General features: G+C 74.8%; 12 protein-coding genes, 2 pseudogenes and 1 riboswitch. Of the genes and pseudogenes, 4 read left to right on the top strand and 10 right to left on the bottom strand.

The genetic code is table 11. The features are described from left to right. Positions 1–7: 7 nt before the first annotated feature. The 3 genes from HCJ94_RS18785 to HCJ94_RS18775 all read right to left on the bottom strand — a co-directional run bounded on the left by HCJ94_RS18785 (position 8) and on the right by HCJ94_RS18775 (position 3582). A complete protein-coding gene (locus tag HCJ94_RS18785) occupies positions 8–1585 on the bottom strand; it encodes a VWA domain-containing protein (protein WP_168002333.1) in 1578 nt (525 codons plus the stop codon). Positions 1586–1964: 379 nt separating this feature from the next. Continuing rightward, a complete protein-coding gene (locus HCJ94_RS18780) occupies positions 1965–2735 on the bottom strand; it encodes a GNAT family N-acetyltransferase (RefSeq protein ID WP_168002332.1) in 771 nt (256 codons plus the stop codon). Positions 2736–2808: 73 nt separating this feature from the next. Further along, positions 2809–3582, bottom strand: coding sequence for a sulfite exporter TauE/SafE family protein (locus HCJ94_RS18775; RefSeq protein ID WP_305070258.1), 774 nt, complete (start codon positions 3580–3582; stop codon positions 2809–2811). A 202-nt stretch (positions 3583–3784) separates the two neighbouring features. Here HCJ94_RS18775 and HCJ94_RS18770 point away from each other — a divergent pair, with 202 nt between their 5' ends. Continuing rightward, positions 3785–4564 carry an endonuclease/exonuclease/phosphatase family protein gene (locus HCJ94_RS18770; protein WP_168002331.1) on the top strand — a complete coding sequence of 260 codons (780 nt, stop codon included), beginning with the start codon at positions 3785–3787 and terminating at the stop codon, positions 4562–4564. Between the two features lie 29 nt (positions 4565–4593). On the opposite strand, the gene HCJ94_RS18765 is transcribed toward HCJ94_RS18770, so the two are convergent. Both HCJ94_RS18765 and HCJ94_RS18755 read right to left on the bottom strand, forming a co-directional pair. Continuing rightward, a complete protein-coding gene (locus HCJ94_RS18765; RefSeq protein WP_168002330.1) occupies positions 4594–5469 on the bottom strand; it encodes a bifunctional 5,10-methylenetetrahydrofolate dehydrogenase/5,10-methenyltetrahydrofolate cyclohydrolase in 876 nt (291 codons plus the stop codon). A gap of 15 nt (positions 5470–5484) precedes the next feature. Then, positions 5485–5569: riboswitch (ZMP/ZTP riboswitch) on the bottom strand. A gap of 133 nt (positions 5570–5702) precedes the next feature. Continuing rightward, positions 5703–6707 (bottom strand): tyrosine-type recombinase/integrase, encoded by a 1005-nt coding sequence (locus tag HCJ94_RS18755; protein ID WP_168002328.1) that lies wholly within the window; start codon positions 6705–6707, stop codon positions 5703–5705. A gap of 811 nt (positions 6708–7518) precedes the next feature. Here HCJ94_RS18755 and HCJ94_RS18750 point away from each other — a divergent pair. Continuing rightward, positions 7519–9117, top strand: a pseudogene (locus HCJ94_RS18750) (FAD-binding oxidoreductase); the annotation flags it as partial. Between the two features lie 41 nt (positions 9118–9158). On the opposite strand, the gene HCJ94_RS18745 reads toward HCJ94_RS18750, so the two are convergent. From HCJ94_RS18745 to HCJ94_RS18730, 4 genes are all read right to left on the bottom strand, one after another. Beyond that, positions 9159–9767: a TetR/AcrR family transcriptional regulator gene (locus tag HCJ94_RS18745; protein WP_168002326.1), complete on the bottom strand. Its 609-nt coding sequence runs from the start codon at positions 9765–9767 to the stop codon at positions 9159–9161. A 13-nt stretch (positions 9768–9780) separates the two neighbouring features. Further along, positions 9781–12198 carry a PEP/pyruvate-binding domain-containing protein gene (locus tag HCJ94_RS18740; RefSeq protein WP_168002325.1) on the bottom strand — a complete coding sequence of 806 codons (2418 nt, stop codon included), beginning with the start codon at positions 12196–12198 and terminating at the stop codon, positions 9781–9783. A 118-nt stretch (positions 12199–12316) separates the two neighbouring features. Next, positions 12317–13048 (bottom strand): class I SAM-dependent methyltransferase, encoded by a 732-nt coding sequence (locus HCJ94_RS18735; RefSeq protein ID WP_168002324.1) that lies wholly within the window; start codon positions 13046–13048, stop codon positions 12317–12319. After that, positions 13048–13776 carry an SDR family oxidoreductase gene (locus HCJ94_RS18730; protein ID WP_168002323.1) on the bottom strand — a complete coding sequence of 243 codons (729 nt, stop codon included), beginning with the start codon at positions 13774–13776 and terminating at the stop codon, positions 13048–13050. The genes HCJ94_RS18735 and HCJ94_RS18730 overlap by 1 nt, the downstream gene beginning before the upstream one ends. Positions 13777–13800: 24 nt before the next feature. On the opposite strand from HCJ94_RS18730, the pseudogene HCJ94_RS30940 reads away from it, so the two are divergent. Together HCJ94_RS30940 and HCJ94_RS18720 are read left to right on the top strand one after the other, a co-directional pair. Continuing rightward, a pseudogene (locus HCJ94_RS30940) lies at positions 13801–14175 on the top strand (redoxin domain-containing protein); the annotation flags it as partial. Positions 14176–14325: 150 nt separating this feature from the next. Further along, positions 14326–15009: a hypothetical protein gene (locus tag HCJ94_RS18720; protein ID WP_168002398.1), complete on the top strand. Its 684-nt coding sequence runs from the start codon at positions 14326–14328 to the stop codon at positions 15007–15009. Between the two features lie 42 nt (positions 15010–15051). Here HCJ94_RS18720 and HCJ94_RS18715 read toward each other — a convergent pair whose 3' ends face one another. Beyond that, positions 15052–15504 (bottom strand): OsmC family protein, encoded by a 453-nt coding sequence (locus HCJ94_RS18715; protein ID WP_168002322.1) that lies wholly within the window; start codon positions 15502–15504, stop codon positions 15052–15054. Positions 15505–15636 lie beyond the last annotated feature (132 nt).

The following is a 15636-nucleotide window of genomic DNA, read 5'->3' as shown; positions in this document are numbered from 1 at the left end:
CGACGGGTCACTTCGGCGGCGGCGCCACCAGGCACAGCGCCGGGTCGGACACGTTGCCGGCGTTGTCGACGCCGGTGATCACCGCGTCACCGTTCAACGTCACCTTGTAGTCGACGTCGCCGGTGCCGTCCTTCACCTTCGACTGCGCGCCCGGCGCCTGCACCAGCTTGATCTTGGTGCCGGCCGGGAACGGCCCGAACCGCACACTCGGGTCCGCCGAGTCACCGATGAACACCTCCACCGCCGTGTCCACCACGTCCGTCGAGGTCAACTGGTAGAACCCGTCCGGGTTGTACGAGCCGGGCTCGTTGTCCCCGCTGGGGTTGTTCGTCGGCACGCACGCCGTGTCCGGCGCGGTGGTGTCGACCACCCGCATCACGGCGGTGTCGCTGCCGGTGTTGCCGGCCGCGTCGGTGGCCGTGCAGGTCACCGTGGTGTCGCCAAGCGGGAACGTCGACCCGGGCGGCGGCACGCAGGTCGGGGTGAGCGGCCCGTCCACGTTGTCCGTCGCCGACGCCGGGTAGTCGATGACCGCGCCGGCGGGGCTCGTCGCCTCCACCGTCCGGTCGTCGACGACCACCGTCGGCGGGGTGACGTCGTTGACCCGCACGGTGATCGTCTGGGTGAACGCCGACCCGCCGGACAGGCCGTTGAGCAGGAAGTCCACCGTGCAGTGCAGCACCGCGCCCTGCGTCGCGCCGGCCGCCACGGTGATGGTCTCGGCGAACGGCACGTCGGTGCCCGACTGCTGGGTCCGCGACGCCGCGTCGAAGCTCACCGACAGGCCCGCGTCGCAGGAGGTGACCGTCGGGGTGACCGTCACGTCCAGGTCGCGCAGGCCGGCGAGGATCGCCGCGGTCACCGTGCTGGGGGAGCTGCCGACGAGCTGCCCGCCGGTCGCGGTGGTCACCGCGGTGGCCTGCCCGGTGGCGTCGAGACCGCCGGCGCCGCCGGTCACGTCGACCGCCAGCACCCGCGCGTCGTCGGCCTGCAACGCCGCCGTGGCCTGGGCCAGGGTGCGGCCGTTGCTGGGGTCGTGGCTGGGCGCGTCACCGACCAGCACGACGAGCCGGCTGCTGCCCGACCGGTAGGTGACGGCCCCGTCGGAGACCTCGAACAGGGCGTTCACCCACGCCTCCGGGGCGTCCCCACCGCCGCCGGCGGCCAGCCCGTTCACGGCGTTCTGCAGGGCGGTCGCGTCGTCGGTGAGGTCCTGCCGGACCCGGAACAGCTCCGCCCCGTCGCCGGTGTCCCGGTAGGAGGCCACCGCGAACTGCGCGCCCGGCTGGGCGCTCCGCACGTCCGTGATCACCTGCTGGAGGTTGGCACGGACGTTGGCGATCGCCCCGCCCATGCTGCCGGTCGTGTCGACCAGCAGCACCACGTCCGGCTTCGGCGGGATCGGCGGGGTGGAGACCACCTTGTCCACGTCGATCGTGGTGCCCGGGTCGGCGGCCTGGTCGACCGCCGGCGGGCTCACTCCGGGCGCGGCCAGCGCCGGACCGGCCAGCCCGGTCACCACCGCCGTGACGGCGGCGACCGCGCTCACCGCCCCACGCCGCCACGGCACCGCTGCTGCTGCCATGCGTACTCCTTCAGCTCCGCCGCACGTGGATCGCGCGGCCTCGCCAGCAGACGCTAGGGGCGGCAACCACCCCGGACGGTCCGACATCCGCCCTGCTCACGGTCGGGTTTTCGACCCGGCGCGTCGCTGGACAGCCCCGCGGTGACGGGGACGGCGGCCATTCCACCCGCCGGTGCCGTCGGGTCCGACCGAGCGCCCGGCAGCCGCTCCCAGCCGGGCGGGCGGATCCGGCCGAGTGCGCCGCACGCGACCCCGACCGGCTGGCCGTCCCGTCCGCCCGGGTGTGCAACGACGCCGGCGGGCCGGCGGGAGCCGGCCGACCGGATCGCGTGGCCGGTCGGTGTCAGCACGCGGCCCGGTGTCCGCGCGCGGCCCGGTGTCAGCGCGCGGTCAACGTGAACTCGCCGTACTCGGCGACGCGGGTGAAGCCGAGCCGCTCGTACAGCCGCACCGCCGGCCCGTTGTCGGCCTTCACGTTCAACGTCACGTGGCCGACCGAGGCCCGCAGCCGCCGGCACAACGCCGCCACCACCGCCGCACCAAGGCCGCGGCCCCGCGCCCGCGGGTGGGTGGTCACGTTCCCGATCGCCGCCACCCGGTAGCGCGGCGACCACACGTGCACCCCGGCCACCGCGACGAGGCCACCGCCGTCGCGCACCCCCACGTACTGGCCGGTGTCCAGCATCCGGGGGTCGAACCAGTTGCCGGGGTACGCGTCCGCGTACAGCTCCCGCAGCGCCGGCAGGTCCGCCGCGCCCAGCACCGCCCCGCCCGGCGGCACCCCCGCCAGGCGCCCCGGATCGGTCAGCGCCATCTTCAGGTGGCCACCGCTCGTCTCGACGGTGAACGCGCCCGCCAGCGCCGACTCCAGGCCGGGGGACAGGTGCGCGTACAGCCGCGCCGGCAGCACCGGCGCCAGCTCACCGAGCAGCGCCGCCAGCTCCGCGACCCGGGCCGGCGCCGCGAACGCCAGCAGCGTCGCCGGCACCGCCCCGTGGTACAGCAGCGCCACCGCCTCCCCCCGGCGGAACCACGACGTGTACGGCCAGAAGAAGTCGTCCAGATCGCCCAGCTGGTACGCGTGCAGCACCGGATCCGCGCCCAGCAGGTCCGCCAGCACCGCCCGGTCGTGCTCCGCCCTCACCGCCACCCGCCGATGATCACACGGGGGTGCGCGGCCGCCGGGTGCGGGTCGGCGCCGGTCCCGCTCGCCCGAGGCTCGCTCAGCCGGCCAGCCACTGGTCGTAGCCGAGCCTGCCCACCAGCGCCAGCACCACCACCAGCAGCACCGCGCGTACGAACCCGGAGCCGCGGCGCAGCGCCATCCGCGCCCCCAGCACCGCCCCGGCGATGTTGCACACCGCCATCGCCGCCCCGAGCAGCCACCACACGTGCCCGGTGGCGGCGAACACCACCAGCGCACCCAGGTTGGTGCCCGCGTTGACGATCTTCGCCATCGCCGACCCGTGCACGAAGTCCGCCCCCACCAGCGCGGTGAACGCCAGCACCAGGAACGTGCCGGTGCCCGGCCCGACCAGGCCGTCGTAGAGGGCGATCGCCACCCCGGCCACCGCCACCGCCGCCGCCATCCGGGCCCGGGTCCGCCGGTGCGGCTGCGCCACCACACCCAGCCGCGGCCGCGCCACCACGAACACGGCCACCGCCACCAGCACCGCCAGCACCACCGGCCGGTACGCCGACGCCGGCACCGCCCCGGCGAGCGCCGCACCCAGGCCGGCGCACAGCACCGCCAGGCCCGCCGCCGGTCCCGCCACCGCCCAGTCCAGCTTCGTGCGCCGGGCGTACGTCACCGCCGCCGTCGTCGTCCCCGCGACAGCCGCCAGCTTGTTCGTGCCCAACGCCGTGGCCACCGGCATCCCCGGCGCTCCCACCAGCAGCGCCGGCAGCAGCAGCAGGCCGCCACCGCCGACCACCGCGTCCACCCACCCGGCCATCGCGGCGACGGCAAGCAGGGTGGTCAGGGAAAAGGGGTCCAGGTCCACGGGCGGCCATTCTGCCCACCCCTGACCCGGCGACGCGGGCCGCTGTGGCCAGCCTCACCAGCGGTGCGGCCGCGTCACCCGCCGCGACGCCGCCGCAACCACACGCCGACCGCGCCCACCGCCACGAACACCAGCACCGAACACAACAGCACCTTCAGCACCCGGCAACCATGCCACGGCGGCATACAGTGACCAGGTGCGCCTGGCCACCTTCAATCTCCTGCACGGCCGGTCCCTCACCGACGGTCTCGTCGACCCCGACCGGCTCACCGCCGCCGTCGGCGCCCTCGACGCCGACGTCCTCGCCCTGCAGGAGGTCGACCGCGACCAGAGCCGCAGCGGCAAGCTCGACCTGACCGCCATCGCCGCCCGCGCCCTCGGCGCCCCCGAACACCGCTTCGCCGCCGCCGTCGTCGGCACCCCCGGCGAACAGTTCCGCCCGCTCACCCACGACGACGACGGCCACGGCGAACCCTGCTACGGCGTCGGCCTGGTCACCCGCCACCCGGTCACCATGTGGCGGGTCACCCGCCTGAAACCCGCGCCGGTCCGCTCACCGGTGTACGTGCCAGGCCCCGGCGGCGGGCTCATCCTGCTGCGCGACGAACCCCGCGTCGTGCTCGCCGCCGTCCTCGACACCCCCCGCGGCCCGCTCACCGTCGCCGCCACCCACCTGTCGTTCGTCCCCGGCTGGAACGCGAGGCAGCTCCGGCAGACCGTCCGCGCGCTGCGCACCCTGCCCGCGCCGCGGATCCTCCTCGGCGACCTCAACCTGCCCGCCGGGGCCGCCCGCCTGATCAGCGGCTGGCGCCCCCTGGGCCGCCGCCCCACCTACCCGGCCGGACAGCCCCGCGTCCAACTCGACCACGTCCTCGCCGACCGGCAGGGCCTCGACCAGCTCCCACCGGTCACCGCCGTGCGCACACCCCTGTCCACCATCTCCGACCACCGGCCCCTCGTGGTCGACCTGGCCTAGCCGCCCCAGTCGAGGCGGAGCCGCAGACCCTAGGGTCGGACCGCCCGGCCGGCGGCGCGCACCGCGTTGCGGAACAGCATCGCCACCGTCGTCGGCCCCACCCCACCGACCCGTGGCGTGATCGCCCCCGCCACCTCGGCGCACGACTCGTCCACGTCCGGCAGCAACCGCCGCCCCTCGTAGCGGACCCCACCACCGACGACCACCGCACCCGGACGCACGTGCTCCGGCCGCACGATCCCCGGCACCCCCGCCGCCGCCACCAGGATCTCCGCCCGCCGCGTGTACCGCGGCCAGTCCGCCACCCCGGTGTGCACCACCGTCACCGCCGCGTTCGCCGTCGGCCGCTTCTGCGCCAGCAGCATCGCCAGGGGCCGGCCCAACGTCGCACCCCGGCCCAGGATCACCACCTCCCGACCCGCCACCGGCACCCCGTGGTACGCCAGCAACGCCTCGATGCCCGCCGGGGTGCACGGCAGCGGCCCCGGCAACCCCAGCGCCAGCCGACCCATGTTCACCGGGTGCATCCCGTCCACGTCCTTGTCCGGGGCCAGCACCTCCAACGCCCGGTCGTAGTCCAGATGCGCCGGGATCGGATGCTGCACCAGCACCCCGTGCACCGAACCGTCCGCGCTGAAATCCGCCAGCACCGCGTGCAGATCCGCCTGCGACGCCGACGCCGGCAGGTGCACGTGCGGCGACGCGAACCCCAGGTCCGCCGCCTGCCGCTGCTTGATCCGGATGTAGCCGGCGCTCGCGTCGTCGTCACCGACCAGCACCGTCGCCAGCGACGGATTCACCCCCGCCGCCCGCAACGCCCGCACGTCCCCGGCCACCTCGGCCAGGATCTGATCCGCCACCGGGCCACCCGGCAGCAGCCGGGCGGTGGTCGTCGATCGGGACATGGCTCACCTCGCACCGCGGAAGGCCCAGGCGGTCGACCTTCCGCGACGAGCTCCCCGATGGTCACTCCCATCCCCGGTGCCGCCAGTCGCGTCCGAGTTCAGCCTGCCATACCCCGCGCCGCCACCGCCGTACGCCTGTTGCTCGCCCTTGTCGACGGCCTGCTCCACAACCAGGACCCGGCCTTCAACCCCACCACCGCGATCGCCACCGTCCTCCCGGCGATCCTCACCGCTCAACCGCCACCCTGAGCCGGAAGCAGCCCCGCCAACGCCCGGTGCGTCCGGTTCGCCCGCACCGCCGCGCGCTGCTGACCAGCCGTCACCTCGATGTACGCCTGCGACGACGCCAACGACGCGTGCCCCAGCAACCGCATGATCTCCGCCGCGCTCGCACCGTCCTCGGCCAGGCGCGTCGCGAACGTGTGCCGCAACGCGTGCAACCGCGCGCCGCGCGGCACCCGGTCACCGATCCCGGCCCGCCGGTAACAGGAGTCCACCAGGTACTGCAGCCCGCCCCGGCGCAACGCCTCACCCCGCCGGTCCACCAGCAACGGCGAGTCGGGACGTACGCTGCGCGCGCCGAAGCGGCGGCGACGGCTGTCCAGATAGTCCACCAGCACCACGTCCAGCTCCGGCTCCACCGGCACCACCCGCGGCCGCCCACCCTTGCCGGCCACGTCGAGCCGCCGCTCACCGGCCCGCCCGGCCAGCGACGCCACCCGCAGCGCCAGCAGCTCGGACAACCGCAGCCCCGCGCACAGGGCGAGGGCCAGCACCGCCAGATCCCGCTCGGGCCACGGGTCGCGCTGCCGCCCGTCGGCACGGGCAACCGCCGCCAGCAACTGCTCCGGGGTGTCCGCGCCCCGCAGCGGCTTGGGCCGGGGGAGCGGAGCGCGCGGCCGCCCCACCGCCGGCATCGGGTTGCCGCCGACGATCCCGTCGGCGACCAGGAACGAGAAGAAGCTGTTCCAGGTGGACCAGGCCCGGTGCACCGACGCGGCGGATCGGGGAGCGGCGAACCGCGCGAACGCCGCCCGCAGGACCCGGGGGGAGAGGGCGTGCAGAGGCAGGGCGTCGAGGGGGAGGGGAGGGGTGGCCTCCTCGGCAGCGAGGGCCGCCACCGTCCGCAGGTCCCGACGGTACGCCTCGAGGGTGTGCGGGGAGGGCTTGCGGGTGGTGCGGTCGGTCAGGAACTCCTCGATCAATTGCAGTACCGATTCGTCCTCTTTGTCATGCATAAGCCTTATTATGCATGGTTTTCATGTTCACCAGGAGGGGAGAGGGGGAGCAGACGGCCGCTGCCGGGCGCTCAACCGCCCGGACGTGTGGACCGAAGCCCTGACCGCGCCGGTGTGGGTGCACGGTGCCGTCGCCGTCGACAACCTGCCGGCCACCCCGGGGAAGGCTGCCTGCGGTCATCGACGTCGGGGCGTCCTGCGTCGGTGATCCCTGCCTGCGACCTGGTGATGCGTGGACGTACGTCGTCGGCGACGACCGGTGGACCGTCCGCGACGCCGTCGCTCTGCCAGCGGCCGCGTACGGGCGCGCGGGCTCGACTTGTGGAGGGCGCTCGTCGCGATGGCCGGCCTGCCCAGTCCCGACCCCGAGCGGGCACAGGCGGAGCCGGTGGCCAGCTGAGGGAGGGTCCAACCCGGCTTACTTGACATAATGTGGATTATCGAATGTGCGGTGGGGCGAGTTCGAACGGCACAGAAGCGGCTCCATGCGGGTCGACGGCCAGGACCGCGCATCGCGTACCGGATTCTTGTCGAGCCCTGGCCCGGCTGCGCGCCGACCTCCGGCGCCCGATGGCCGATCGGAAAGCGATGGGGCGCCGGAGGTCGGCCGGCTGGGCATGGGCCGATGCCGCTCCCCCGCCGTCATTTGATCTTCGTGACCCGGCTGCTGCCGGGTCGCTCCGGTCCGGCGGGCGGATCAGGCGGCAAGCGCGGTGGCGAGCCGGCGGGCCTCGGTCACCAGCCGGGTTCCGCCGCCGCGAGCGATCACGAGTAGGTTACCGGGGAGTCGGGCTGGTTGACGGGAGGCCGCATGGTCGGCAAGCACCGTTCGTGGTGGGGTTGGGGCCACGTCGAGGACGCGGTGACCGGCGCGGAGGCCGACGCGCTGACCGGCCGGGTACGCGCGCTGCTGCCCGAGGCCGATCTGACCCCGCACGACCCGCCGCCGGTGGCCGAGCTGGGCCTGCGGCCGGCCCGGGTCGCCCCGCCGGCGGCGCTGGCGCACCTGTGCTCGACCGCGCCGGCCGACCGGGCCGCTCACGCGCACGGCAAGGCGTTCCGGGACGTCGTCCGGAACCTGCACGGTGATGTGCGGCACCCCCCGGACCTGGTCGTCCGGCCGGCGTCCGAACAGGACGTCGTCGACGTGCTGGACTGGTGCGCGCGGGACGGGGTCGCGGTGATTCCCTACGGGGGCGGCTCGTCGGTGGTGGGCGGTGTGGAGCCGCGGGTGGACGACGGCTATTCCGGGGCGGTCAGTCTCGACCTCGGCCGGCTCGACCGGGTGCTGGAGGTCGACCGGACCAGCCGGGCGGCGCGCATCCAGGCCGGGGTTTTCGGCCCGGCGCTGGAGGACCAGCTGCGCCGGCACGACGTGACGCTGCGGCATTTTCCGCAGTCGTTCGAGTTCTCGACGGTGGGCGGCTGGCTGGCCACCCGGGCTGGCGGGCACTACGCGACCGTGCTGACCCACATCGACGATTTGGTGGAGTCGCTGCGGGTGGTCACTCCGTCCGGCGTCAGCCAGTCCCGGCGGCTGCCCGCCTCCGGTGCGGGGCCGTCACCTGACCGGCTTTTCCTCGGCTCGGAGGGCGCACTGGGGGTCATCACCGAGGCGTGGCTGCGCCTGCAGGACCGGCCGCGCTGGCGGGCGGACGCGGCGGTGCACTTCGACGACCACGACGCGGCGGTCGCGGCCACCCGGGCGGTCGCCCAATCCGGGCTGCACCCGAGTAACTGCCGGCTGCTCGACCCGGCGGAGGCGCTGCTGAACGCGGGCGCCGCCACCGGCGGTGGAGTGCTGGTGCTGGGCTTCGAGTCCGCCGACCACCCGGTCGGGGCGGCGCTGGACCGGGCCGTGGAGCTGTGCCGTGACCACGGTGGGACGCTGCCGGAGCCGCCCCGCCACGGCGACGTGTCCGGTGCGCGGGGGCGCGGCGCCGTCGACACGTGGCGGTCGTCGTTCCTGCGGATGCCGTACCAGCGGGACGCGCTGGCCGCGCGGTCGATGATCGTGGAGACCTTCGAGACCGCCTGCACCTGGGACCGCTATCCCGACCTACGCGCCGCGGTGATCGGCGCGGCCGGCGCGGCGCTGGCCGAGGTCGGTGCGACCGGTGTGGTCACCTGCCGGTTCACCCACGTCTACCCGGACGGACCGGCCCCCTACTTCGGTGTCTACGCGGTGGGCCGGTGGGACGGCATGCTCGCCCAGTGGGATCAGATCAAGCACGCCGTCTCCGAGGCGCTGCTCGCCGCCGGGGGCACCATCACCCACCACCACGCGGTCGGCCGCGACCATCGTCCCTGGTACGACCGGCAGCGCCCGGAGCCGGTGGCGCTGGCGCTGCGGGCCGCGAAGGCCGCGCTGGACCCGTCGTGGGTGCTCAATCCGGGCGTCCTCGTCGACCACGGGGACGATGGGCGGCATGGCCGTACCGTACTGGATCTTCACGTCGGGGTGACCGGGGGTCTCTCCCCTGCCCCACCGGTCGCTTCGAAGATCAGGTCGAGGTGGTGGTCGAGCGCGCGCAGCGCCTGCTGCGGGGTGTAGTTGCCGCCGAGCAGGTGGACGCCGAGTCCCTCCATGAGCGCGAGCAGGCCGGCGGCGGCGGCGTCGGCGTCCGGGCCCGGGAGGAGGCCGGCGACGAAGTCGACGAGCTGTCTGTTGTCCTTGCGCAGGGTGGCGGCGGCCTCCGGTCGTACGGCGGTGTAGGCGAGGAACGCCAGGGCCACCCGTCCGTCGTCGCGGGACTGTTCGTCGAGCGGCAGCAGCGCGGCGATCATCGCCCGCAGCAGCTGCCGTGGTGCGGGTCGGTCGCCGAGGGCGGCGACCGCGTCGGTCACCCGGGCCTGGCTGCGGTCGCGGACCACGGACAGCGCGAAGGCCATCATCTCGTCCTTGGTGCGGAAGTAGTGCTGCACCATTCCGGCCGAGACGCCGGCCGCCGCCGCGACGTGGCGCAGGCTGACGGCTTCCAGCCCCTGCTGCGCGGCGACCCGCATCAGCGCGTCGGCGATCAGCGTCCGGCGCTGCCGGGGGTCCACCTTCTTCGGCATGGTGTCGATGCTTTCACGATGCGGTCGCACCGGGAGGGAGCGCGGTGACGGTGCCGGCCGCGCCGTCGACGGTGACGAGTTGCCCGTCGGTGATCGCGCGGGTGGCGTCGGGGACGCAGATGACGGCGGGGATGCCGTACTCGCGGGCGACGGTGGGGCCGTGGGCCATGACGGCGCCGGTCTCGGTGACGAGGGCGGCGGCGGTGAGGAACAGCGGCGTCCAGCCGGGGTCGGTGGTCGCGGCGACGATGACGTCGCCGGGTTCGACGCGGGCGGTGGCCGGGTCGTGGACGACGCGGGCGGGGCCGGTGACCCGTCCGGGGGCGGCGCCGACGCCGCGGAGCGCGCCCTCGGCGGTGGGGACGGCCGGCAGGACGGTCTCCAGGTCGGTGCCGTCGGAGAGCAGCGCCACCGGTACGGTGCGGCGGCGCAGTTCGCGGCGGTGGGTGGCCGCGCGGGCGGCGACGGTGTCCCGGTGGTCGGTGCCGACGTGGACGGCGTCGTGCACCTCGTCGAGGGTGAGGAACTTGATGTCGTCGGCCCGGTCCAGCAGTTTCGCGTCGGTCAGGTCGGCGCCGATGAGCAGCAGTTGCCGCCGCATCTCCCGGAGTCGGTAGAGGCCGGCGAACTTGCCGGCCTCGCGCAGGCCGGCGAGGGCGCGGGCGCGGCGCAGCAGGAACACGGCGATGCGGCCGCGTACGGGCCGGCGGCGGGCGCGGGTGGCGAGGTCGGTGAGGGTGGCTTCGGCGGTGGCGGCGGCGCGGGTGAACCGCCGGTCGGGGGCCTGGTCGGGGTCGGTCAGCCGCAGGTAGTTGGCGAGCATGGCGAAGACGGGTGTGGGGTCCTCGTCCCAGCGGGGCACGCCGAGGTCGACTTCGGCGACGCCACGGTGGCCGTAGGTGTCGAGGAACCCGGCCAGGCCGATGTCGGGCAGTGTTCCCTGCCGGTATCGGGTGGCGAGGTCCGCCGGCGGGGTGTCGAGCAGGAGCCGGCGGTGGTCGGTGGCGTGCTGGGCGAGGCGCCACAGCGCGAGGTCCATCTCGATGGTGACGTTGTGCGGCATGCCGCCGAGGACGGTCTGGATCTCGTCCGGTGCGGCGATGCCCTTGAGCAGGTACGGGGGTAGGGCGGCGGCGAGCATGCCGGCCATGATGGGCCAGATGATCTCGTCAGGGCTGTCGGTGGTGTCCAGGTCGCGGACGAAGCGGAGCCGGTCGGCGGGAGTGGTCAGGGTGGTGGGCGCGGCGGAGGTGCGGCGCATCCGGTCGATGGCGTCGACCATGCGCTCGCGGGCGGCGTCGGGTCGGGCGAGGGCTCGCAGCACGCCGGTGGCGGCGCGCGCGGCGGTGCGGGCGGTGGGGCCGCCGGCGGTGCGGGCGCGCCGGGTGTGTCGCGGCTGCGGGGCGAAGCGGGGGTCGGCGAGGACGTGCCGCATGACGGCCTGGGCCCGGGGTCCGAAGTCGACGGCCATGAGTTTGACCAGCCGCTTGCGGGTGGCGGGGTCGCGGGCGAGGTCGGTGAGGTCGCCGTAGAGGCGTCCGCCGATGTCGACGATCTCGACGCGTACGCCGAGGGCGGCGAGCATGGCGGCGATGACCGCCTTGAGGGACGACATGCCCATCGGGGTGACGGGTTGGAGCATGCCCTGGACGTGGCCGAACTCGAGGTAGACGCGGGGCTCGGGCTTGTCGGTGGGTGGGGGCGGCGGGAACAGGGTGGTGATGGGTCGGGACTGGAGCACCCAGAGGGTGCCGTCCTGGTCGTACGCCCACTCGACGTCCTGCGGGCTGCCGAAGTGGTGCTGGAGGCGGTGGCCGAGGGCGTGGAGTTCGGCCAGTCGTGCCGGGGTGAGGCAGCCGGTGTCGGGGTGGTCTGGTCCGTCGAGGAGGTAGTGGTCGACGGTGGTGGCGCCGTCGACGACGGCGGTGCCGGGGCCCGGGGCGGCGTCGACCATCATCTGGGTGCGGTTGCCGGTCAGCGGGTTGGCGGTGAAGAGCACGCCGGAGACGGTGGGGGCGACCATGCGCTGCACGACGACGGCCATCCGGGCGGTGTCGTGGTCGATGTGGTGGGCGTCGCGGTAGGCGGTGGCGCGGGGGCTGTGCAGGGAGGCCCGGCAGGCGTCGACGGCGGCGAGGAGGTCGGCGTCGCCGGTGATGTCGAGGAGGGTGTCCTGCTGGCCGGCGAAGCTGGCGTCGGGCAGGTCCTCGGCGGTGGCGCTGGAGCGTACGGCGACGGGGCCGCCGCCGAGGCGGCGGTACGCCTCGGTGATGTCCGCGGTCGGGAGGTCGCCGGTCAGGGCGTCGGTGGTGACGCAGAAGCCGGGTGGGACGCGTTCACCGTGGCGGATCAACTCCCCCAGGCCCGCTGCCTTGCCGCCGACGAGGTCGACCATGTCGGCGGTGATGTCGGACAGCGGAACGACCTGCATGGGACGCCTCCCCGGGCTTTTGCAATACGACTGCACTGCATCCGACCGTATCCGGTTCACGATGCAACCGCAATGCGATGGGGGTGACGTGGGTCGCCCGCACCGGCCGGGGCGACGGTCAGCGTGGGCGGCGGGCGAGGACGAGGGTCGTGCGCAGCCGGAGGACGACGGTGCCGCCGAGGCCGTCGACGAGGGACCGCAGGGCGGCGTCCCCCCGGGCCCGCTGCTCCGGCGGGCGCAGGCGGTACGGGCCGAAGGTGCGGACCAGCCGCAGGTAACGCTCGGTGCTCAGCGGCAGGTCGCGGTGCGTACGGTGGGTCTTCAGGTCGGCGAACAGGCCGCTGCCGGCGATGTCGTCGCGGAACCAGTCGAGGGGTCGTTGCGTGGCGGTGGGGTCGATCGCGCGCAGGGCCGCGTCGATCGCCCGGGCGTGGTCGGGGTCGGCGTAGTCGTAGCAGTGCCCGAGGACGGCGAGGGTGCCGCCGGGAGTCAGCGCGTCGTGGGCGCGCCGGTTGCGGGTGGCGGGGTCGAGCCAGTGCCAGGAGAGGGCGGCCGCCAGCAGGGGTACGCCGCCGGCCGGTGGCCGCCACCGCTCGAACGTCTCGCCGACGACGGTGACCCCGGGGTGCCGGTCGGCCAGCACGGCGGCCATGCGCGGGTCGGGTTCGAGGCAGGTGACGGGCGCGCCGAGGCGGAGCAGGACGGCGGTGCCCTTGCCGGTGCCGGCGCCGATCTCGACGACGGTCTCGGGGCGGCCGCCGTGGTAGGCGTGGATGGCGTCGGCGAGTTCCGGCGGGTAGCCCGGGCGGACGTCGTCGTAGCTGTCGGCGACCTCCCCGAACACGTCCATCAGAGGCCGCCGCCGACCCGCAGGACGGTGCCGGTGGTGTAGCTGGCGTCCGGGCCGAGCAGCCAGGCGATGGCGGCGGCGACCTCGTCGGGTTCGCCCGGGCGGCCCAGTGGGATGCGGGCGGCGGCGCGGTCGGGCCGGTCGGGTTGACCGGACAGGGCGTGGATCTCGGTGCGGATGATGCCGGGGGCGACGGCGTTGACGCGGATGCCGCGGGGGGCGAGTTCCTTGGCGAGGCCGACGGTGAGGGTGTCGGTGGCGGCCTTCACGGCGGCGTAGTGGACGTACTCGCCGGGGCTGCCGAGGGTCGCGGCGACGGAGGAGACGCTGACGATCGCGCCGCCGGTGCTCATCCGTCGGGCGGCCTGCTGGGCGGCGAGGACGTAGCCGACGAGGTTGACGTCGACGACGTGGCGCAGGTCGTCGGGGTCGAGGTCGACGAAGGGGCCGATGGGGCTGGTGACGCCGGCGTTGTTGACCAGGCCGGTGACCGGGCCGAGGTCGGCGGCGGCGTCGAAGAGGGCGGTGACCTGGTCGGGGTCGCGGGTGTCGGCGGGGACGGCGACGGCGCGTACCCCGGTGGCGTGCAACTCGGCGAGCACCTTGTCGGCGGCGGCCCGGTCGCGGCGGTAGGAGAAGGCGACGTGGTGGCCGGCGTGGGCGAGGCGGCGGGCGGTGGCGGCGCCGATGCCGCGGCTGCCGCCGGTGATGACGGTGACGGGACTCAATGCCCTCTCCCCTGGTCCGCGCGGATGCCCGACGTTACCGTGACCGGCAGCTTGCGGAGGGAGTGGCGTGTGTCACGGGCGTTGGTGCTGGGCGGCGGTGGGGTCACCGGGGTGGCGTGGGAGCTCGGGCTGCTCGCCGGGTTGGCCGAGCGGGGCGTCGCGCTGGACGCGGCGGACCTGGTGGTGGGGACGTCGGCGGGGTCGGTGGTGGGCGCGCAGCGGGTGGGGATCAGCCGGGATCCGGTGGCGCGGCAGGCGGAGTTCTCCCGGTCGCACGGGTTCGACTATCCGCTGTTGTCGGACGTCGACGGTGCGGTGGCGCGGCGGTTCGGGGTGCGGCGGCGGTTGCCGCTGGGTCCGTTGAGCACGCGGCGGATGACGTTCGTGATCGGGACCGACCGGCGGGTGATCGAGGTGATCCACTCGGAGGTCAGCATGAACGACCACGCCGACCGGGCGTTGCGGGCGCTGGGGGGGGTTGATCGTCGGTCTGTCGCAGCCGGCTGGTATCAAGGGCTGCTGTCGGACAGGTGTACGGAAGAGGGCGTGATGGCGGGTCAGGGTTTGTCCACCGAGGAGGTGGCGGGCATCCGGGAGGCGCTGGCCGCGGGCCGGAAGCCGAAGGTGGTGTTCACGGCGTCGGCGGGTCAGATCGCCGGGCAGGTGGGTCAGGTCGTGTCGTTGACCGACGCGGCGGAATCGGACGAGTTCGTGGTGGTGCGGTTCGGGCGCGACGAGCTGCCCTTCTCCCCCGCCGATGTGGCGGTGGTGCCGCGGGGCGCCGGCCGGAAGGCGGCGGAGCCGAAGACCGGCCCCGAGGAGCCCGCGGCGCCGGCGGAGCCGGAGTTCGTGTTGGACACCCCGGCGGTGCCGGCGCCACGCCGGGCCGAGCCGGAGGCGGCGCCGCAGGTGGAGGCGGCGAAACCGGCGCGGCGGGCGGTGAAGGCCGCCAAGCCGAAGGGGCCCGCGGGGCTGACCGTGACGTTGGCGTACGCCGAGGGCGAGTGGACGGTCGCGGCGCAGCAGGGCGCCAAGGTGCTCGCGAAGCCGTACGTGGTGAAGCCGGCGGAGGCGCTGCGGATGGTGGCGCTGGTGGACGTGCCGGGGGTGCACGAGGCGGTGGAGCAGATCCTGGCCGCCGAGCGGGCCGAGGCGGAGCGGCAGGCGGAGAAGCTGCGGGCGGAGCTGGCGGAGGTGGAGGCCCGGCTGGCGGAGCTGCGCGAGGCCGGCTGAGCCGGCGCGGCGCCCGGCAGGCGGTCGCCGCCGCGCATCGGGTCAGCCGGTGGTGACGGCGGGCTCGTGGCGTACCGGGAAGTTCACCGAGTTGGCGATGAAGCAGGCGCGGTGGGCGTCGGCGTGCAGCGCCACGGCGGTCTCGACCATGTCCGGCCGCGCGACGGTGACCTGGGGGCGCAGGACCACCTCCGTGAACCGGCCGCCGGCCATGGTGCCCGAGGCGGTGTCGGTGTAGTCGGTGACGACGGCACCGGCCTCGGCGCACAGGTGCAGGTACCACAGCATGTGGCACTGGGCCAGCGACGCGACGAGCAGCTGTTCCGGGTTCCACCGGGCGGGGTCGCCCCGGAAGGTGGGGTCGGAGCTGCCGGGGATGGGCGGCGGGCCGTCCGCGGTGACCAGGTGGTCGCGGTCGTAGTCGCGGTAGCCGCTGGTGCCGGTGCCGCGGTTGCCGGCCCACGTGACGGTGGTGCGGTAGTGGTGCTCGCGCATGGGGAAAGTCTGCCGGGCGGGTGTGACGGGCCACCAGCGGCCGGGGGCCGCGCGGACCGGCTTCGGTCACCGCCGGCCGGGGCCGGGTGTCGGGGTTCAGAGCGCGGCGGTGAGCCGGTCGACGACGGCGCC

The sequence above is a fragment of the Micromonospora thermarum genome (assembly GCF_012034245.1).
In the GTDB taxonomy this organism is placed as follows: domain Bacteria; phylum Actinomycetota; class Actinomycetes; order Mycobacteriales; family Micromonosporaceae; genus Micromonospora; species Micromonospora thermarum.
This window is presented reverse-complemented; position numbering and strand designations above follow the sequence as displayed.